The organism is Kitasatospora sp. NPDC093558 (assembly GCF_040683475.1).
Taxonomy (GTDB): Bacteria; Actinomycetota; Actinomycetes; order Streptomycetales; family Streptomycetaceae; genus Kitasatospora.
Window position 1 is genome coordinate 15,637 of sequence record NZ_JBFBDY010000005.1, and the last position, 17,383, is coordinate 33,019.

The 17,383-nt window shown below is 70.1% G+C and carries 19 protein-coding genes; 10 read left to right on the forward strand and 9 right to left on the reverse strand.

All coding sequences use genetic code 11. The features are described from left to right. Nucleotides 1-97: 97 nt before the first annotated feature. On the reverse strand, nucleotides 98-844 hold the full coding sequence (locus AB0O00_RS01225) for an ABC transporter permease (protein ID WP_363647865.1): 747 nt from the start codon (nucleotides 842-844) through the stop codon (nucleotides 98-100). Nucleotides 845-858: 14 nt separating this feature from the next. Next, entirely contained in the window at nucleotides 859-1,788 is a 930-nt protein-coding gene (locus AB0O00_RS01230) for an ABC transporter ATP-binding protein (protein ID WP_363647793.1), read from the reverse strand. Between the two features lie 164 nt (nucleotides 1,789-1,952). Between AB0O00_RS01230 and AB0O00_RS01235 the strand changes: the two genes are divergently transcribed. Genes AB0O00_RS01235 through AB0O00_RS01270 form a run of 8 tightly spaced genes read left to right on the forward strand, consistent with a single transcriptional unit; the run spans nucleotide 1,953 to nucleotide 8,738 of the window. Then, nucleotides 1,953-2,768, forward strand: coding sequence for a helix-turn-helix domain-containing protein (locus AB0O00_RS01235; protein WP_363647795.1), 816 nt, complete (start codon nucleotides 1,953-1,955; stop codon nucleotides 2,766-2,768). Between the two features lie 49 nt (nucleotides 2,769-2,817). After that, nucleotides 2,818-4,233, forward strand: a complete 1,416-nt coding sequence (gene sufB, locus AB0O00_RS01240; RefSeq protein ID WP_359960852.1) for a Fe-S cluster assembly protein SufB — start codon at nucleotides 2,818-2,820, stop codon at nucleotides 4,231-4,233. Nucleotides 4,234-4,292: 59 nt separating this feature from the next. Then, nucleotides 4,293-5,522 (forward strand): Fe-S cluster assembly protein SufD, encoded by a 1,230-nt coding sequence (gene sufD / locus AB0O00_RS01245; protein WP_363647797.1) that lies wholly within the window; start codon nucleotides 4,293-4,295, stop codon nucleotides 5,520-5,522. A gap of 5 nt (nucleotides 5,523-5,527) precedes the next feature. Then, nucleotides 5,528-5,845, forward strand: a complete 318-nt coding sequence (locus AB0O00_RS01250; protein WP_329928500.1) for a bifunctional 3-phenylpropionate/cinnamic acid dioxygenase ferredoxin subunit — start codon at nucleotides 5,528-5,530, stop codon at nucleotides 5,843-5,845. 6 nt (nucleotides 5,846-5,851) lie between these two features. After that, the gene (sufC, locus tag AB0O00_RS01255; RefSeq protein ID WP_363647799.1) at nucleotides 5,852-6,616 is read left to right on the forward strand and encodes a Fe-S cluster assembly ATPase SufC; all 765 of its coding nucleotides are present in this window, start codon (nucleotides 5,852-5,854) and stop codon (nucleotides 6,614-6,616) included. Next, nucleotides 6,613-7,872 carry a cysteine desulfurase gene (locus tag AB0O00_RS01260; RefSeq protein ID WP_363647801.1) on the forward strand — a complete coding sequence of 420 codons (1,260 nt, stop codon included), beginning with the start codon at nucleotides 6,613-6,615 and terminating at the stop codon, nucleotides 7,870-7,872. The genes sufC and AB0O00_RS01260 overlap by 4 nt, the downstream gene beginning before the upstream one ends. A 17-nt stretch (nucleotides 7,873-7,889) precedes the next feature. Next, nucleotides 7,890-8,342, forward strand: coding sequence for a Fe-S cluster assembly sulfur transfer protein SufU (gene sufU, locus AB0O00_RS01265; protein ID WP_363647803.1), 453 nt, complete (start codon nucleotides 7,890-7,892; stop codon nucleotides 8,340-8,342). Nucleotides 8,343-8,363: 21 nt separating this feature from the next. Next, nucleotides 8,364-8,738, forward strand: coding sequence for a metal-sulfur cluster assembly factor (locus AB0O00_RS01270; protein WP_363647805.1), 375 nt, complete (start codon nucleotides 8,364-8,366; stop codon nucleotides 8,736-8,738). 187 nt (nucleotides 8,739-8,925) lie between these two features. On the opposite strand, the gene AB0O00_RS01275 is transcribed toward AB0O00_RS01270, so the two are convergent. The 7 genes from AB0O00_RS01275 to AB0O00_RS01305 all read right to left on the reverse strand — a co-directional run bounded on the left by AB0O00_RS01275 (nucleotide 8,926) and on the right by AB0O00_RS01305 (nucleotide 14,917). Next, a complete protein-coding gene (locus AB0O00_RS01275) occupies nucleotides 8,926-9,810 on the reverse strand; it encodes a hypothetical protein (protein WP_363647807.1) in 885 nt (294 codons plus the stop codon). A 218-nt stretch (nucleotides 9,811-10,028) separates the two neighbouring features. Further along, nucleotides 10,029-10,382, reverse strand: coding sequence for a hypothetical protein (locus tag AB0O00_RS01280; protein ID WP_363647809.1), 354 nt, complete (start codon nucleotides 10,380-10,382; stop codon nucleotides 10,029-10,031). Nucleotides 10,383-10,461: 79 nt separating this feature from the next. Beyond that, nucleotides 10,462-11,178 carry a hypothetical protein gene (locus tag AB0O00_RS01285; protein ID WP_363647811.1) on the reverse strand — a complete coding sequence of 239 codons (717 nt, stop codon included), beginning with the start codon at nucleotides 11,176-11,178 and terminating at the stop codon, nucleotides 10,462-10,464. 22 nt (nucleotides 11,179-11,200) lie between these two features. Beyond that, complete coding sequence (locus AB0O00_RS01290; RefSeq protein WP_363647813.1) at nucleotides 11,201-11,887, reverse strand: pentapeptide repeat-containing protein; 687 nt, start codon at nucleotides 11,885-11,887, stop codon at nucleotides 11,201-11,203. Nucleotides 11,888-11,951: 64 nt separating this feature from the next. Further along, on the reverse strand, nucleotides 11,952-12,128 hold the full coding sequence (gene amcA, locus AB0O00_RS01295) for a multiple cyclophane-containing RiPP AmcA (RefSeq protein ID WP_363647815.1): 177 nt from the start codon (nucleotides 12,126-12,128) through the stop codon (nucleotides 11,952-11,954). After that, on the reverse strand, nucleotides 12,125-13,270 hold the full coding sequence (gene amcB, locus AB0O00_RS01300) for a cyclophane-forming radical SAM peptide maturase AmcB (protein ID WP_363647817.1): 1,146 nt from the start codon (nucleotides 13,268-13,270) through the stop codon (nucleotides 12,125-12,127). Before amcB ends, amcA begins: the two co-directional genes overlap by 4 nt. A gap of 441 nt (nucleotides 13,271-13,711) precedes the next feature. Then, a complete protein-coding gene (locus AB0O00_RS01305) occupies nucleotides 13,712-14,917 on the reverse strand; it encodes a helix-turn-helix transcriptional regulator (protein WP_363647819.1) in 1,206 nt (401 codons plus the stop codon). Between the two features lie 713 nt (nucleotides 14,918-15,630). On the opposite strand from AB0O00_RS01305, the gene AB0O00_RS01310 reads away from it, so the two are divergent. Together AB0O00_RS01310 and AB0O00_RS01315 are read left to right on the forward strand one after the other, a co-directional pair. After that, nucleotides 15,631-16,509 carry a glycosyltransferase family 2 protein gene (locus tag AB0O00_RS01310; protein ID WP_363647821.1) on the forward strand — a complete coding sequence of 293 codons (879 nt, stop codon included), beginning with the start codon at nucleotides 15,631-15,633 and terminating at the stop codon, nucleotides 16,507-16,509. Between the two features lie 176 nt (nucleotides 16,510-16,685). After that, nucleotides 16,686-17,339: a hypothetical protein gene (locus AB0O00_RS01315; protein ID WP_363647823.1), complete on the forward strand. Its 654-nt coding sequence runs from the start codon at nucleotides 16,686-16,688 to the stop codon at nucleotides 17,337-17,339. Nucleotides 17,340-17,383 lie beyond the last annotated feature (44 nt).

Sequence of the window (17,383 nt, forward strand, 5' to 3'; positions counted from 1 at the left end):
CGACAAGGCCGAACGCCGAACGTCGAACGCCCCCTGGCCTCAACCGGCCGGGGGGCGTTCGACGGTGGCGAGGAGACTCACTCCCAGGCGAGGAGTCTCACTCCCATCGGAAGAACCGCGCAGCCGCCGCCAGGCCGACGACGGCCCAGCCGGCCAGGATCCCGAGGTCCGACCACGGCACCCCGGCGCCGGTCTGCAGCACGGACCGCAGGCCGTCCGAGAGCGCCGCGATCGGCAGCAGCTCCAGCACCGACTGCACGGCGGACGGGAACTTGCCCAGCGGCACGATCACGCCGCCGCCGAGCAGCAGCAGGATGAACACGAGGTTCGCGGCGGCCAGCGTCGCCTCGGCCTTGAGCGTGCCGGCCATCAGCAGGCCGAGGCCGGAGAAGGCGGCCGTGCCGAGCACCAGCAGCGCCCCCACCGAGAACGGGTCGCCGTGCGGGGACCAGCCGAGGGCCAGCGCGATCACCGACAGCAGCGCGACCTGCAGCGCCTCGGTCACCAGCACGCAGCCGGTCTTGGCGGTCAGCAGCGCCCAGCGGGGCAGCGGGCTCGCGCCGAGCCGCTTCAGGACGCCGTAGCGGCGCTCGAAGCCGGTGGCGATGGCCTGGCCGGTGAAGGCGGTGGACATCACGGCGAGCGCCAGCAGGCCGGGGGCCAGGAAGTCGACCCGCTTGCCCGGGCCGTCCACCGCGACGATGTCGACGGCGGAGAACAGCACCAGCAGGACGGTCGGGATGACGACGGTGAGCAGCAGCTGCTCACCGTTGCGCAGCAGCATCCTCGTCTCGAACGCGGTCTGCGCGAGCAGCATCCGGCCGACGGGCGCCGCGCCGGGCATCGGGGAGTAGTCGGTCACGAGCGCAGGTCCCGTCCGGTCAGGTCGAGGAAGACGTCTTCGAGGCTGCGGCGCTGCACGGCGAGCCGCTCGGGGAGGATGCCGGAGGCCGCGCACCAGGACGTGACGGCGGCGAGCAGCTGCGGGTCGACGGTCGTGGCCTCGACGCGGTAGCTGCCGGGGGCGGTCTCGGTGGCGGCGGTGCCCTCGGGCAGTTCCTTGAGCAGCGGGCCGAGGTCGAGCCCGGGCGGGCCGTCGAAGCGCAGGGCGTCCTCGGCGCCGCCGCGGCACAGCTCCTCGACGGTTCCATCCGCGATGACCTTGCCGCGGTCGACGATGGCGACGTGGTCGGCGAGCTGTTCGGCCTCGTCCATGTGGTGCGTGGTGACGACCACCGTGACGCCGTCCCGGCGCAGGTCGCGGACCAGCTCCCAGGTGGCGCGGCGGGCCTGCGGGTCGAGGCCGGCGGTGGGCTCGTCGAGGAAGACCAGCTCGGGGCGGCCGACCACGGCCATCGCGAGGGCGAGGCGCTGCTGCTGGCCGCCGGAGAGGCGGCGGTAGGTGGTGCGACCGCAGGAGCCGAGGCCGAGTCGCTCGACCAGGGCGTCGACGTCCAGCGGGTGGGCGTGCAGCTTGGCGGTGTGCCGCAGCATCTCGACGGCCCGCGCGCCCGCGTAGACGCCGCCGGACTGCAGCATGACGCCGATCCGGGGGCGCAGCGCGGAGTGCTGGGTGACCGGGTCGAGGCCGAGGACGCGGACGGTGCCGGCGTCGGGGCGGCGGTAGCCCTCGCAGGTCTCGATGGTGGTGGTCTTGCCGGCGCCGTTGGGGCCGAGGACGGCGGTGATCGCGCCGCGTGCGATGGTGAGGTCGAGGCCGTCCACCGCGGGCTTGGCACCGTAGCGCTTGACCAGCCCGGCGATCTGGACCGCGGGTTCGGAGTGCATACCGGCGAGTGTAAGAGGGGTTCACACCAGCGCCGGACGGCACCCTCGGTGATCGTTTCCGCAGGTCAGGTAAGCCTTACCTGCGTGACAGATGACACGGGTGAGGCCTGGATCACGGCTTGTCCTGCCGGAAGTAATTACGCAACACTGGTGTTGTGAAAAACATGCGCGAGCACACCACGCAGCAGGAGGCCGAGCCGGCCCCCGACTGCGACGTGCCCGTGACGGCGGCCGAGGTGCTGCTGGACGGCCACCGGGCCACCCGGGACCGGGTCGCCCGGTCGATCCTGGACCACGGCCCCTCCTCCGCCGCCGACCTCGCCAGCCGGCTCGGCCTCACCGCCGCCGCCGTGCGCCGCCACCTCGACGGACTGGCCGCCGCGGGCCTGGTCGAGTCCCGCGAGCAGCGGGTCTACGGCAGCCGCGGCCGGGGCCGTCCGGCCAAGGTCTTCGCCCTCACCGACGGCGGCCGGGACGCCTTCTACCAGGCCTACGACCAGCTCGCGGCCGACGCGCTGCGCTGGATCTCCGACGCGGTGGGCGGCGGCAAGGCGGGCGAGGAGGCGGTCGCCGCCTTCGCGCGCGCCCGCTTCGGCAAGCAGGGCCGCCGCTACCTGGAGACCCTGGGGCGGGCCGAGGCCTCCGAGCGCACCGAGGCGCTCGCCCAGGCGCTGAGCGCCGACGGGTACGCTGCCACGGTGCGGCGGGTCCCGTCGGCCGCGGCGAAGGCCCCGGCGGGCGCCCAGCTCTGCCAGCACCACTGCCCGGTCGCGCACATCGCCGAGCAGTTCCCCCAGCTCTGCGAGGCGGAGACCGAGGTCTTCTCCCAGCTCCTGGGCACCCATGTGCAACGGCTGGCCACCATCGCCCACGGCGACGGGGTCTGCACCACCTATGTGCCGGCACCCGGTGCCGCATCGTCGTCCGCCGCGCACAGCGCGCTGCCGGGTCCCGATGCAGTGCCGACTGCCAGTACATGAAAATTCCGCGTCCACCGAAGATTCAGCGTCCGCGCGTTAGGAAGCTCGCATGACTGACACCGTTTCGCACCCCGAGCTCGAAGGCCTCGGCAACTACGAGTACGGCTGGGCCGACCCGGACACCGCCGGTGCCGCGGCCAAGCGCGGGCTCAGCGAGGACGTCGTCCGCGACATCTCGGCGAAGAAGTCCGAGTCCGAGTGGATGCTGAACCTGCGGCTCAAGGGCCTGAAGCTGTTCGGCAAGAAGCCCATGCCGACCTGGGGCTCCGACCTCTCCGGCATCGACTTCGACAACATCAAGTACTTCGTCCGCTCGACCGAGAAGCAGGCCGAGTCCTGGGAGGACCTGCCCGCGGACATCAAGGCCACCTACGACAAGCTGGGCATCCCGGAGGCGGAGAAGCAGCGCCTGGTCGCCGGTGTCGCCGCCCAGTACGAGTCCGAGGTCGTCTACCACCAGATCCGCGAGGACCTGGAGGAGCAGGGCGTCATCTTCCTGGACACCGACACCGCGCTGCGCGAGCACCCGGAGCTGTTCAAGGAGTACTTCGGCACCGTCATCCCGGCCGGCGACAACAAGTTCGCCGCGCTGAACACGGCCGTGTGGTCCGGTGGATCGTTCATCTACGTGCCGAAGGGTGTCCACGTCGACATCCCGCTCCAGGCCTACTTCCGGATCAACACCGAGAACATGGGCCAGTTCGAGCGGACGCTGATCATCGTCGACGAGGACGCGTACGTCCACTACGTCGAGGGCTGCACCGCGCCGATCTACTCCTCCGACTCGCTGCACTCGGCGGTCGTGGAGATCATCGTCAAGAAGGGCGGCCGCTGCCGCTACACGACCATCCAGAACTGGTCGAACAACGTCTACAACCTGGTCACCAAGCGCGCCGTGGCGTACGAGGGCGCGACCATGGAGTGGGTCGACGGCAACATCGGCTCCAAGGTCACGATGAAGTACCCGGCCGTCTACCTGATGGGCGAGCACGCCAAGGGTGAGACCCTGTCGATCGCCTTCGCGGGCGAGGGCCAGCACCAGGACGCCGGCGCCAAGATGGTGCACATGGCGCCGAACACCTCCTCGCACATCGTCTCCAAGTCGGTGGCGCGCGGCGGCGGCCGGACCTCCTACCGCGGTCTGATCGAGATCGGCGAGGGCTCGCACGGAGCCAAGTCCAACGTCCTGTGCGACGCGCTGCTGGTCGACACCATCTCCCGCTCGGACACCTACCCCTACGTGGACGTCCGCGAGGACGACGTGTCCATGGGCCACGAGGCGACCGTCTCCAAGGTCAGCGAGGACCAGCTGTTCTACCTGATGAGCCGCGGCCTGACCGAGACCGAGGCCATGGCGATGATCGTGCGCGGCTTCGTCGAGCCGATCGCGCGCGAGCTGCCGATGGAGTACGCGCTGGAGCTCAACCGGCTGATCGAGCTGCAGATGGAGGGCGCGGTCGGCTGACCCCCGGCCGAGCACCCGCCGTCCACTGAATTCCGAGGAAGAGAGCACAACGAACAGCCATGGCTGAGCAGAACACCACCGGCTCCACCACCGCCGGTTCGATCGAGGTCGGCACCGTCGGCGCGGGCGCGCAGCTCGCCGGCCCCGGCACCGGCCGGGCCACGGTCCAGCAGCCGATCGACGCGCGCGTCGCGGTCAAGCCGTCCTTCGACGTGAACGACTTCCCGGTGCCGCACGGCCGCGAGGAGGACTGGCGCTTCACGCCGATGCACCGCCTCGGCGGCCTGCACGACGGCACCGCGGCCGCCGCCGAAAAGGGCGAGGACAAGGTCGAGTTCGCGCTGCCCGACGGCGTCACCGCCGAGACCGTCGGCCGCGACGACGCCCGCCTGGGCAAGGCCGGCAAGCCGGTCGACCGGGTCGCCGCCCAGGCGTTCAGCGCCTTCGAGCAGGCCCTGGTCGTCACCGTGCCCAAGGACGCGGTGCTCACCGAGCCGGTCCGGATCGACGTGCGCGCCGAGGGCGGGGTCCGCTTCGCCCACGTGGTGATCGACGTCAAGCCGTTCGCCGAGGCCGTCGTGGTGCTCAACCACACCGGCACCGGCACCCGCGCCGCCAACGTCGAACTCCTGGTCGGCGACGGCGCGAAGCTCACCTTCGTCTCCGTCCAGGACTGGGACCGCGACGCCGTCCACGCCGCGCAGCACAACGCGCTGGTCGGCCGCGACGCCTCGTTCAAGTCCGTCGTCGTCACCTTCGGCGGCGACCTGGTCCGCCTCCACCCGCGGGTCAACTACGCCGGCCCCGGCGGCGAGGCCGACCTGTACGGCCTCTACTTCGCGGACGCCGGCCAGCACCTCGAGCACCGCCTGATCATCGACCACGACACGCCGCACTGCCGGTCCAACGTGGCGTACAAGGGCGCGCTGCAGGGCCAGGACGCCCACGCGGTCTGGGTCGGCGACGTGCTGATCCGCGCCGCCGCCCTCGGCACCGACACCTACGAGCTCAACCGCAACCTGGTGCTCACCGACGGCGCCCGGGTCGACTCGATCCCCAACCTGGAGATCGAGACCGGCGAGATCGTCGGCGCCGGCCACGCCTCCGCCACCGGCCGCTTCGACGACGAGCAGCTGTTCTACCTGCAGGCCCGCGGCATCCCCGCGGACGAGGCCCGCCGCCTGGTCGTGCGCGGCTTCTTCGCCGAGCTGCTCCAGCAGATCGGCGTGGCCGAGGTCCAGGACCAGCTCATGGAGAAGATCGAGGCCGAGCTGGAAGCGGCGGTCTGAACCCGATGACGTATCTCCGTGCCTGCGCGCTGAGCGACCTCCAGGAGGACGTCCCCAAGCGCGTCGACCTCAACGGCGTGCCGGTCTCCGTCGTCCGCACCGACGAGGGGGTGTTCGCGATCAACGACACCTGCTCGCACGCGAACGTCTCGCTCTCCGAGGGCGAGGTCGAGGACTGCATGATCGAGTGCTGGCTGCACGGCTCCAGCTTCGACCTGCGCACCGGCAAGCCCTCCGGCCTGCCCGCCACCAAGCCGGTCGCTGTCTACCCCGTAAAGATCGAAGGGGACGATGTGCTCGTCTCCGTCAACCAGGAGTCCTGAGTACACATGGCAACCCTTGAAATCCGCGACCTGCACGTCTCCGTCGAGGCCGAGAGCGGCCCGCGCGAGATCCTGAAGGGCGTCGACCTGACCGTGAAGCAGGGCGAGACCCACGCCATCATGGGTCCGAACGGCTCCGGCAAGTCCACCCTGGCCTACTCGCTGGCCGGCCACCCCAAGTACACCGTCACCGGCGGCTCCGTGCTGCTCGACGGCGAGGACGTCCTGGAGATGTCCGTCGACGAGCGCGCCAAGGCCGGCGTGTTCCTCGCCATGCAGTACCCGGTCGAGGTCCCGGGCGTCTCGGTGAGCAACTTCCTGCGCACCGCCGCCACCGCCGTGCGCGGCGAGGCCCCCAAGCTGCGCCTGTGGGTGAAGGAGGTCAAGGAGGCGATGGCCGCCCTCCAGATGGACCCGGCCTTCGCCGAGCGCAACGTCAACGAGGGCTTCTCCGGCGGCGAGAAGAAGCGCCACGAGATCCTCCAGCTGGAGCTCCTCAAGCCGAAGATCGCGATCCTCGACGAGACCGACTCCGGCCTGGACGTCGACGCGCTGCGGATCGTCTCCGAGGGCATCAACCGGGTCCGTGCCACCGGCGAGGTCGGCACCCTCCTGGTGACCCACTACACCCGCATCCTGCGGTACATCAAGCCCGACTACGTCCACGTGTTCGCGGGCGGCCGCATCGTCGAGTCCGGCGGCGCGGAGCTGGCCGACAAGCTGGAGAACGAGGGCTACGAGACGTACGTGAAGGGGGGCGCTTCCGAGTGACCCATTCGCTGACCGGACTGCTCGACACCGACGCGATCCGCAAGGACTTCCCCGTCCTGCAGCGCGTGCTGCACGAGGAGAAGCCGCTGGTCTACCTGGACAACGCGGCCACCTCGCAGAAGCCGCGCCAGGTGCTGGAGGCCCTCAACGCCTACTACGAGCGGCACAACGCCAACGTCCACCGCGGCGTGCACGTGCTCGCCGAAGAGGCCACGGCGATGTACGAGGGCGCGCGCGACAAGGTCGCGGCGTTCGTCAACGCGCCGAGCCGCAACGAGGTGATCTTCACCAAGAACGCCTCGGAGTCGCTCAACCTCGTGGCCAACATGCTCGGTTGGGCCGACGAGCCGTACCGGGTGGACGCCGACTCCGAGATCGTCATCACGGAGATGGAGCACCACTCCAACATCGTCCCGTGGCAGCTGCTCTCGCAGCGCACCGGCGCGAAGCTCAAGTGGTTCGGGCTGACCGACGAGGGCCGGCTCGACCTGTCGAACATCGACGAGCTGATCACCGAGAAGACCAAGGTGGTCTCCTTCACCCTGGTCTCCAACCTGCTGGGCACGATCAACCCGGTCGAGACGATCGTGCGCAAGGCCCAGTCGGTCGGCGCGCTGGTCCTCATCGACGCCTCGCAGGCCGCCCCGCACATGGTGCTGGACGTCCAGGCACTGGAGGCCGACTTCGTCGCCTTCACCGGCCACAAGATGCTGGCCCCGACCGGCATCGGCGTGCTCTGGGGCCGCCAGGAGCTGCTGGAGGACCTCCCGCCGTTCCTCGGCGGCGGCGAGATGATCGAGACCGTCACCATGGGCTCGTCCACCTACGCCCCGGCGCCGCACAAGTTCGAGGCCGGCACCCCGCCGATCGCCCAGGCGGTCGGGCTCGGCGCGGCGATCGACTACCTGTCGTCGATCGGGATGGACAAGATCGCCGCGCACGAGCACGCGATCACCGAGTACGCGGTCGAGCGCCTGCTGGAGGTCCCCGACCTGCGGATCATCGGCCCGCGCACGGCCGTGGACCGCGGCGCCGCGATCTCCTTCACCCTCGGCGACATCCACCCGCACGACGTGGGCCAGGTGCTGGACGAGCAGGGCATCGCCGTGCGCGTCGGCCACCACTGCGCGCGGCCGGTGTGCCTGCGGTACGGAATTCCGGCGACCACGCGGGCGTCGTTCTATCTGTACTCGACGCCGGGCGAGGTCGACGCGCTGATCGACGGCCTGCACCACGTCCGGAACTTCTTCGGCTGACGGGACAGGCGCAGGACATGAAGCTCGACTCGATGTACCAGGACATCATCCTGGACCACTACCGCAACCCCCACGGCAAGGGGCTGCGGGACGGCGACGCCGAGGTGCACCACGTCAACCCGACCTGCGGCGACGAGATCACCCTCCGGGTGAAGCTCGACGGCGCGACGGTCGCCGACGTGTCCTACGAGTCCCAGGGCTGTTCGATCAGCCAGGCCAGCGCCTCGGTGCTGAACGACCTGGTGGTCGGCAAGACCGTGGGCGAGGCGCAGGCCGTCCAGGAGGCCTTCCTGGAGCTGATGCAGAGCAAGGGCCAGGGCGAGGGCGACGAGGAGGTGCTGGAGGACGCGGTCGCGTTCGCCGGCGTCTCCAAGTACCCGGCCCGCGTCAAGTGCGCGCTGCTGAGCTGGATGGCCTGGAAGGACGCCACCGCCAAGGCGCTCGCCCAGCACCCCGCCGTGAACGACTGACCCGAGCAGAGGAGGACAACCATGAGTGACGAAACCCCCTCCGCCGCGGAGGAGCAGCCGGTCGGCATCGTCGGCACCACCGCCGGCACCGTCTCCGTCGAGGACCTGACCGAGGCCCTGATGGACGTCGTCGACCCCGAACTGGGCATCGACGTCGTCAACCTGGGCCTGATCTACGGCGTCCACATCGACGAGTCGGACGTGGCCACCATCGACATGACGCTCACCTCGGCGGCCTGCCCGCTGACCGACGTCATCGAGGACCAGGCCAAGACCGCCACCGACGGCCTGGTGAAGGACCTGCGGATCAACTGGGTCTGGATGCCGCCGTGGGGCCCGGACAAGATCACCGACGACGGCCGCGAGCAGCTGCGCGCGCTGGGCTTCAACGTCTGAGGTCGCTGGTCGATCGTCGTTCCGCTGCCGCGCGAACCCCCGGGGTTCGCGCGGCAGCGGCGTTTTTGCATGCCATCTGCTTTGTTGAGCAGGTTCACCGCCGTTCCCCACCATCCACCCCCCCCACCCGCCTCCCGGCGGGTGCCCACCCCGGGCCTGGCCGCGCGCGGCGCTGATGGAACGTGTCTCAGGCTGCGATGGGTGCAGGCCGACTGCCGGTTCTTGCGGAGTGCAGGGCAGTTCGGGCTCGGGCGGCACCTGCGGCGGCCACGTCCGTGCCCTTGCGGGCCGTGGGGGTTCGGGTGGTCAGGCCCGCGCACGGGCGGCAGATGCCCGGTCGTGGCACGGGGTCGTGGCACTTCGCACACTCGGCGTACCGGGCCGGTGGCCGTGCGACGGGCCGGGCGGGCGGCATCTTGTGCTCCAGGCGGTAGCGGAGCACGGCGGCTGCCGAGTGCATCGGAGTGGGCAGGCCCGGCAGCAGGGCTTGAGCGAGGTCGGCTGCGGTGCAGCCGCGCGCCAGCCACTGTGCCACCAAGGGCGCCAGTTCCCGTGCTTCGGCCTCGCCCAGGCGTAGGCGGGGCTCGGAACGGATGACGCGGAACAGGGTGGCCACCGCTTCGCTGATCTCGGGTGGTTCCTCCTCTCCTCCCCGGTCGCATTCGTCGGCCGGGCTCGTGGGGAGGGAGGGTTCTTGCTGCCGCTTCTTTACAACAGGGCTGCCAGCACGGCCGGTTGCCGCTTCACCGGGTGCCGGACGGGTGGTACCCGGTGGCGCGAGCTGCGGGGTGTCGTAGACGTGGGTTTCGGTGATGATCGTGCCGTCGGGCATGCGGATCTTCTCGACGCGGTAGTACCCGGCGTCGGTCAGCTCCTTCAGGGCCTTGCGGATCGCCCCTCGGCCTTGGGAGCTGGTGTCGGCCATGTGCCGCCCGTCCTCGCGCCAGCCGTCGGGACGGGAGAGGAGGTCCGCGAGCAGGCCTCGGGCGGTGTAGCTCAACCGCCGGTACTGGAGCAGGGTGTTGGGCAGCACGGTGAAGTTGCGCACGTGGGCGCTACGATGGACGCGCATCGGGAGTTTCAGCTCCTGTTGCCGGACCCCGGGGTGTTACGAGCACCGCCGGGGTCACCTGTTTTCGGTTAGATTACGGAACGTACCACGACACTTGACGCAGTGTTAAACATTCATGACATTCAGTGCGTAGCCAGTGCGGGCCCACCCGGTTGGGCCGCCCCCAAGACCCGAGCTCGCCGCGTCCTTCACGGCCCGCTCGCGCTAGCAGGCCAAGGTCAGGCGGCTTCGGTCCGATCCATTGCTGCTGCACTCGGTTGTGCGAGCCAGACCAGCCGTGCGGTGATCCCCGGTCGCCCGGCGAAATGGTGCAGGGCCCGATGGGGAGTTGCGAGGGTCATTCGCGCACGCCCGTCGATGCTGATCACGTGCGCTCGCCCGCTGTGATCGGCGACCCCCCAGGCCACGACCCACCCGTCGACGTCCGGGAGGCCCTCGCCCCGAACCTGGACGACGGCGAACAGCCGGGGTGCGGTGTCGAGCACGAGCCCGCACAGCTCCTGGTCGAAGGTCGGGCCGGTCGGCAGCCGAGGCGTGACCGGACGGGGGCTCTCCGGCGGCGCAGCAGCCATGGAAGTCTCCTACGTGAATGGGGATCGGACGCGGCGCTGCCACCATCACAGGCAGCGGAACAGCTCGCACGGCCCGGTGTCAGATCAGCGAGGCGAGGACGCCGCGTGGCCAGTGGCCGAGCCAGAATGCGGCGGTGGACGGTCGGGGCTGTTCCTCGGTGGAGCCGTCGTGGGGCAGCAGTTCGGTGGGCGCGATGTAGCCCTCGCCGGGGTCGATCCGCAGCCGGAAGACACGCAAGGGCAGCCCGAGGGCGGCGTAGGCCCGCAGGTCGTCGGTGTGCGGATAGCGGTCCTCGGGGTCGGCGTGGAGACTGCGGCAGACGGCGCGGATGTCGAGGCCACCGAGCAGGAGGTAGCGGATTCCGGGGCCGAGGTTGAAGCACAGGCGTCGGCGACCGGTGTGCTTGGCCTGGCAGCGGAGCCTGTCCCAGTTGTCGATGTGCAGGCCGATGCGGCGGCCGTCCCGGTAATTCGGGGTGGTGGTGGAGGCCTTGGCCGGGCTCGTGGCTTGGCCGAGGTGGACGGCGTCGGGGTCGCCGAGCTGGTCGGCGAGGGTGGCAAGGGTGGCCGGCGGCGGGCCGTCGGGCAGCTTCACCAGCTCCACGAGCGTGCTGGCGGCGCTCCGCTCGGCCGGGCGGAGTTCTGCCGCCAGCGCGGCAGTGATGGGCTGCCAGGGGCCGGCCGGGAGGACGGCCCCGTTCTCGTACTCGGGCTCGCCGCGAGCGGTGCGGACGCCGGTGCTGTCGCACCTGGCAATGAGGGCGGCGGGATCGGTGTGGGCGATGGCGAGAGTCACGCGAGCTCCTCCCAGGCGTGGTTCACCGGTCGTCGAGGGTGTCGGCGAAGGTCACACCCAGCTCGGCGACCAGGGCTTCGGCGAGTTCGGCCTGCTGGGTGCGGTCGATGAGGACCTTGCCGAGGTTGGCGACGCCCCGCAGCGTGGTGAGGTCGTTGCCTCGCAGGTCGAGGCCTTGGTACTTGCCCCGGCCGAACTCGGTCAGCCGCAGGTTGCAGGTGTCGAGGACCGCGCCGCCGAGGTCGCAGCCGGTGAACGATGCCTCGGTGAGCCCGCACTTGGAGAAGACGACCGCGCCGGTGGCGCGGATCTGCTCAAAGGTCGTGTAGTCGAGCTTGCAGTTGTCGAAGAGGACGTTGTCCAGGGTCACGCCGATGAGGCCCGCGCCCATGATTTTGCAGTTGCGGAAGACGACGCGGGAGAGCTTGCTGTCGGTGATGCGAGTGGTCGCGAGGTCACAGGTGTCGAACTCGACGGAGTCGAGGCGGACTTGGTCGAGCTGCACGCGGTCGGCCCGCAGGTTGGAGACGCGGCCGGTGACGAGGCGGGTCTCGGCGAGGTCCAGGGCCCGCAGGTCGGCGTCGCCGTACTGGAAGTCCTGGACGATGCCGCGTGCGGAGTCCAGGGTGGTGACGTTGGACAAGTAGAGGCCGGGCTCGTGCAGGTGGGGCAGGGTCACGGTGACACGGCCGAAGGTGATGCCGTCCATGGAGGCTCCGTTCTCTCGAAGGTCGGGTTGGGCCCGCACCGGCTGGTGCGGGCCCAAGGTGGCGCTACTTGTCTTTGTTCGACCAGTTGTCCCAGGTAGGCCGGTTGTCGAACTTCGGCCCGCTGTTGTCCCAGGTGGGCCGGTTGTCGAACGGCCCGGCGGTGGGGTCGGTCACGGTGAGGCCAGTGAGGTCGACGACGGCGGCGGCGTTGCTGGCGGCCAGCAGTTCGAGCAGGGTCATGCGACTTTCTCCTCTTGGACGGTATCGGAGAGGGCGGTGACCAGGGCTTGCCGGGACACGCGGCAGTAGTTCGTCTCGGTAGTGTCCAGACGGCCGTTCTCGAAGTAGCGATTGCCGGCCTGGGCCCCTCGGCAGAAGTCGAAGAGGTCGCAGGTGGCCTCGCACGCGTCCAGGCCGGTCAGGAACTCGCGCACGTAGCGCAGCCGGTGTGCGCGGTCGAGCATCGAGCCGATGCTCTGCTCCAGGACGTTCCCGGCCCGGAAGTCCTCGTAGGCCGGGTCGGTGATCCCAGCGAGTTCGGGCGAAAGTAGGACGACGTCGCCGTTGGAGGCGATGGTCGGGATCGGATCGATCAACTCGCGCTCCCAGGCCGCCCGACGGCCGGAGCGGACATCCCGCAGATATCCGCCGAGCCGGTCGATCTCGCGGATGGTCAGATCGCGGTTGCGGCGTGACCAGGCGATGGTGCGTCGCCAGAACTCGCGGGCGTGCTCGGCGGTGGGAACCGGGCGGTCGGTGTTGACGCCTTCCCGTTCCTCCATGTTCAGACCCACCGTGTGGCAGCCAAGCTCGGCCATGAAGTCGAGCAGGCCCTCTGGGTTGCCGATGCTCTCCGCGCTGACGACCGCGATCGCCGAGAACCGTACGCCGTACTCACGCAGGCACCCAACGCCCTTCATGATCCGGTCGAAAGCCGGACGCCCGGACCAGTCCACGCGGCGACGGTTGAGAGCGAAAGGGCCGTCGATGCTCACCCCGACGCGGAACCCGTACGTGGTGAGGAAGTCGCACCAGGCCGGGGTGATCAGTACGGCGTTGGTCTGCACCGAGTGCTCGACCAACCCAGCCTGCCGCAACGGCTCGAAGGGGGCCAGCAGCTCGGCGAGTCGCGTGCGGCCGACGGCCAGCGGCTCGCCCGCGTGCCAGACCACCTCTACCGGCTCTGGCGACGCGGTGTTGGCGAACTCGGCGACGGAACGGGCCACCGCCTCGGCGATCGCGACCGGCATCGGAGCCCGCCGCTTGCGGTCGGGCAGGTAGCAGTAGGCGCAGTCCAGGTTGCAGAAAGAGTCAGCCTGGACAACGACCGTCCTTGGTCGACGGGCGATGCGGCGCCGATATCGGGCAGGGGAGTGCGTCATGCTGCTCCTCCGAGGGCGGAGGCTGGGCCAGCGCAGGGCCGTTTATGAGACGGGATCCTGCGCCGGTGCCCAGGCAGGCGACGCACTCGGCGCCAATGAGGTCGCCCCCGGCCTGGCGCTCGCCCGACGCGACCCGCGCGGGCTGATGTAGAGGTATAAGGCAGCCGGAGGGTAACCGGGACCGGCGAAGAGTCGGGCAGCGGTTCCCGGGGCGGAGGGAGATGTTCGAGCACCGTCGTCACCGAATTCCCCCGGGGCGGCTGGTGATCGGGTTCGCGCTGTGACGTGGAGGGGCGACCGCAAGCCAGGCAAGCGGCGGCCGTTGATGATGGAACGTCAGCATGCGTTCACTGTCGCGAAGTTCTTACCGTCCGTGAACGGATGGAATGTGTCACTTCTCGAAGTCGTACTTGCGTTGAGTGATACGGCGTGTATCACTCCTCAGTTGATGATCACGGATGTTCCGAGGATCGATGAGAGCTTGCGCAACTTGGCCGTGGTGGCGCTGCCTGCGCTCGCCTTCTGTGCGATCACCCCCGGCAATCCCTGATGCCGAGCCCAACCAGGCGCGGCCGAGCACACCTCGAGCAGGGTGTCCAGGGCGGTGTCGGACTGCCGGGTCTCGGCTTGGGCGAGTGCCACGTCCAGCAGCATCCGGTTACGCGCGGACGGGGCGAGCGAGTTCGCGTCGCCGATCGACTGGAACAGGCTGAGCGCCTTGCCTGGCCGACCGGTTGAGACGGAGATTCCGATCGCCTGCGCGGTGACCGTTGCCGGCCCGAACGCCGTGCCGTTCACCATGACATCCCTGCCCATCCGGGCCGCTACCGCAAGCCCCTGCGACAGCAGATCGTCGGCGCCATCCACATCCCCTTGGCGGGCAGCGACGACGGCCGCGAAGGTCACGTGCCATCCGTAGGTGGCGAGCATCCCGAGATCCCGATCTCCGTACCTGGGCTCGATGGACTCGTACGACATGCGGGCGGTCTCCTCCGCTTGGTCGAGCCGGGCATCCCGCACGTAGATCCACGACCGGCCAGACGCGATCATGGCCGAGCGGACGGTGTCCCCGGCGTAGTCCGCCTGGTGTTGTGCGTGCCCGATTCCGGCGTATGCGAGATCGCGGGCGCCGAACTGGTTCGCCACGTAGGCAGCGAGCCGGTAGGCGTCTGCGAGGATGCCTGCCGCCGCACTCTTCTGGTCGACCGGAGCAGCCTTCAGTGTGGCGGCGGCCTCGCGCAGTGCTGGGGCGACGCGGACTCCCGCGCGTACGTAGTCGCCGGAGCGATAGGACTTCCAAGCGGCGGCGAGTCCGGCGGCGAGTTCGGCCGGGGACGGGGGTTGGACATCGACGCCGACATTTGCGGCCGTGTCGTGGACGGAGCGGGACAGCTCGCGCATCATCGCCCGGTCGGCGCCGTGCATCGCGCGGCGGGGGGCCTGCTGGCCGAGGATCACCGACACGTCGGTATGCAGCGCGGCCGAGATTCGCAGCAGCGTCTGGAGGCTGCCGCCGAGGTTGCGTTCTGCCTTGCGGATCGTCGCGACTGACAGGCCAGCAGCTTCGGCAAGCTGTTCCTGGGTCATGTCCGGTCCGCGGAGAAGCTTGATGCGCTCGCCTGTGGTGTACTCGGTCCACTGCGTCATCCCTGGTTCCTTTCCGGGTACACGGCCGTACTCGGAAGGTACCCGCTCCTTTGGGTGGGCGGGCGCGCTCTGGTTTCGTGGAGCTTTCGTCAACCTGCAGCTGCAAGACTCCTCTCTTAGGGAAGAGGATTCGTGCGGCGGCGTATTCGTATCTCCGGCAGGTAAACACCTGCGCGTGGGCGAGACACAAGCCGGAAGCGAGACGGTGCTGTTCCGCCAGCGCCCCTTCGGTGATGGGCGAGCGTGTCTCAGGCTGGGCTCCAGTCGGTAGCGGAGCACGGCGGCTGCCGAGTGCACCGGGGTGGGCAGGCCCGGGAGCAGGGCCTGGGCGAGGTCGGCGTGGCCCGCGCCGCGTCGCAGCCACTGCGCGACGAGGGGCGCGAGTTCGGCGGCTTGGACCTCGCCGAGGCGCGCTCGGAGCTCGGGGTGGATCACCCGGAACGGCGTGGCGTACGTCGTGGATCGAGGTGGCCGTCTGCGTGCGGGGGGGGCTAACCAGGAGGCGTCCGGTACCAGCAGCAGCGGCCGGTGTGGCAGTCTGGCCCGGAAATCCGGGCCGGTGGGTCGGTGGCGGGCGATTCAGTCCAGCGTCGGCCGGTCCATCACCTGGTGGGCCGCCAGTCGGTCGGTGTCGGCCAGCTCGTGCAGCGATGGTCCGCCGCCGGGCCGGGGTGTCTGCGAGATCATGAAGGTTCCTCGAAGGGTCGGGTGCGATGGGCGTCACGCTGGGCGTGGTGGTGCTGACGATGGGAAACCGGCCTGCGGAGCTGACGGCGCTGCTGGAGTCGGTGCGGGTCCAGGACGGCGGCGACAGCGGGGTTCGGACCGTCGTGCTCGGGCAGGGCGTGAGGCTGCCCGAGCTGCCGGAGTGGGTGGACGCGGTGGAGCTGCCGGAGAACCTCGGCATCCCCGGCGGCCGCAACGCCGGCGTCGAGCGGCTGCGCGAGCTGGGCGGTACGGACGTGCTGGTCGTCCTGGACGACGACGGGCTGCTGCCCCGCACCGACACGTTCCGGCTGATCCGGGAGGCTTTCGAGCGGGACCCGGAGCTGGGCATTGTCGGCTTCCGGATCGCGGATGAGACCGGGTTCACCCAGCGCCGCCACGTGCCGCGCTTCGGCGCGAGCGATCCGCTGCAGTCCGGTCCGGTCACGACGTTCCTGGGTGGCGGGCACGCGATCCGCATGAGTGTGATCGACCAGGTGGGCTTGTTCCCCGCCGAGTTCTTCTATGCGCATGAGGAGACCGACTTCGCCTGGCGCGCGTTGGACGCCGGCTGGCGGATCGACTACCGCGCCGACCTGGTGCTGCAGCACCCCCGCACCGACCCGGCCCGTCACGCCGCCTACTACCGGATGACGGCCCGGAACCGGGTGTGGCTGGCCAAGCGCCACCTGCCCGCAGTCCTGGTGCCGATTTACCTCACCTCCTGGGCGCTGTACACGCTGGTCCGTCGGCCGCCGATGTCCGGGCTCAGGGCGTGGTGGTCCGGGTTTTTCGAGGGTGTTCGGGTGCCGTGCGAGCCGCGGCGGCCGATGCGGTGGTCCACGGTGTGGCGGATGACGCGGCTGGGCCGGCCGCCGGTGATCTGACCCCCGGCCCGGTCGCCTCCAGGGCCCGGGGCGGGCACCCGCCGAGAGGCGGGTGGGGGGTGGATGGTGGGGAACGGCGGTAGATCTGCTCCGCGGAGCAGATGGCGCGCGGGTGTCACAGCAGCGTGACGGGGGTCGGCGCAGGCTGGGCGGAGGTTCTTCGAGGAGGTGCGGACATGAGCACTCGACGGATCCTGCGCACCGGGGCGAACACGGCGATGGCGGCGGTCCTGGCCCTCGGCGGCGCCGCGCTGGGGGCGACCTCGGCGCACGCCCAGGACTTCGGCCCGGACACCTGCCGCCAGGGCTTCGTCTGGCGGGACGCCAGGCCGGGGGACCACGTCTGCGTGACCCCGGACATCCGCTCCCAGGCGGCGTTCGACAACAGCCAGGTGCCCTTCCGGACCCTGCCGGACGGCTTCTGCGTCCAGGGCTTCGTGTGGCGCGAGGCCTGGGTCGGCGACACCGTCTGCGTGACGCCGGAGACCCGGTCGCAGACGCGCTTCGACAACAGCCAGGCCGACGACCGGCGGCTGGCGGTGCGGATCTGGGCCGATGACACCAACGGCCAACTGGAGTTCGGCGGGGACCACTTCAACGTCGACGGCCGGGTGCGGGTGCAGATCTTCCTGAACTCCACCGGCACCGTGCAGTGGTCGCAGACCGTGACGGCGGTCCGCAACGCCGGGTTCGCGGGCGGCAGCTTCGGCCTGTTCACCGGGCACCCGTTCAACTGCGGCGTGAAGAACGCCACCGCGCGGGCGATCGACCTGACCTCCGGCCGCGTCACGGCCTCGATCCCGGTCGGGTACTGCGTCAACTTCGACTGAGGTCGCCTGAGGTCGACAGCGTTCAGTGGGCAGTGCAGCATGGA

Coding starts and splice junctions, on each gene's coding strand:
- AB0O00_RS01270 (WP_363647805.1), top strand. CDS start 8,364: ATGAGTGACGAAACCCCCTCCGCCGCGGAGGAGCAGCCGGTCGGCATC.
- AB0O00_RS01275 (WP_363647807.1), bottom strand. CDS start 9,810: ATGCGCGTCCATCGTAGCGCCCACGTGCGCAACTTCACCGTGCTGCCC.
- amcB (WP_363647817.1), bottom strand. CDS start 13,270: ATGACGCACTCCCCTGCCCGATATCGGCGCCGCATCGCCCGTCGACCA.
- AB0O00_RS01230 (WP_363647793.1), bottom strand. CDS start 1,788: ATGCACTCCGAACCCGCGGTCCAGATCGCCGGGCTGGTCAAGCGCTAC.
- AB0O00_RS01235 (WP_363647795.1), top strand. CDS start 1,953: ATGCGCGAGCACACCACGCAGCAGGAGGCCGAGCCGGCCCCCGACTGC.
- AB0O00_RS01290 (WP_363647813.1), bottom strand. CDS start 11,887: ATGGACGGCATCACCTTCGGCCGTGTCACCGTGACCCTGCCCCACCTG.
- sufD (WP_363647797.1), top strand. CDS start 4,293: ATGGCTGAGCAGAACACCACCGGCTCCACCACCGCCGGTTCGATCGAG.
- AB0O00_RS01315 (WP_363647823.1), top strand. CDS start 16,686: ATGAGCACTCGACGGATCCTGCGCACCGGGGCGAACACGGCGATGGCG.
- AB0O00_RS01225 (WP_363647865.1), bottom strand. CDS start 844: ATGCCCGGCGCGGCGCCCGTCGGCCGGATGCTGCTCGCGCAGACCGCG.
- AB0O00_RS01310 (WP_363647821.1), top strand. CDS start 15,631: ATGGGCGTCACGCTGGGCGTGGTGGTGCTGACGATGGGAAACCGGCCT.
- sufU (WP_363647803.1), top strand. CDS start 7,890: ATGAAGCTCGACTCGATGTACCAGGACATCATCCTGGACCACTACCGC.
- AB0O00_RS01280 (WP_363647809.1), bottom strand. CDS start 10,382: ATGGCTGCTGCGCCGCCGGAGAGCCCCCGTCCGGTCACGCCTCGGCTG.
- amcA (WP_363647815.1), bottom strand. CDS start 12,128: ATGACCCTGCTCGAACTGCTGGCCGCCAGCAACGCCGCCGCCGTCGTC.
- AB0O00_RS01305 (WP_363647819.1), bottom strand. CDS start 14,917: ATGACGCAGTGGACCGAGTACACCACAGGCGAGCGCATCAAGCTTCTC.
- sufB (WP_359960852.1), top strand. CDS start 2,818: ATGACTGACACCGTTTCGCACCCCGAGCTCGAAGGCCTCGGCAACTAC.
- sufC (WP_363647799.1), top strand. CDS start 5,852: ATGGCAACCCTTGAAATCCGCGACCTGCACGTCTCCGTCGAGGCCGAG.
- AB0O00_RS01250 (WP_329928500.1), top strand. CDS start 5,528: ATGACGTATCTCCGTGCCTGCGCGCTGAGCGACCTCCAGGAGGACGTC.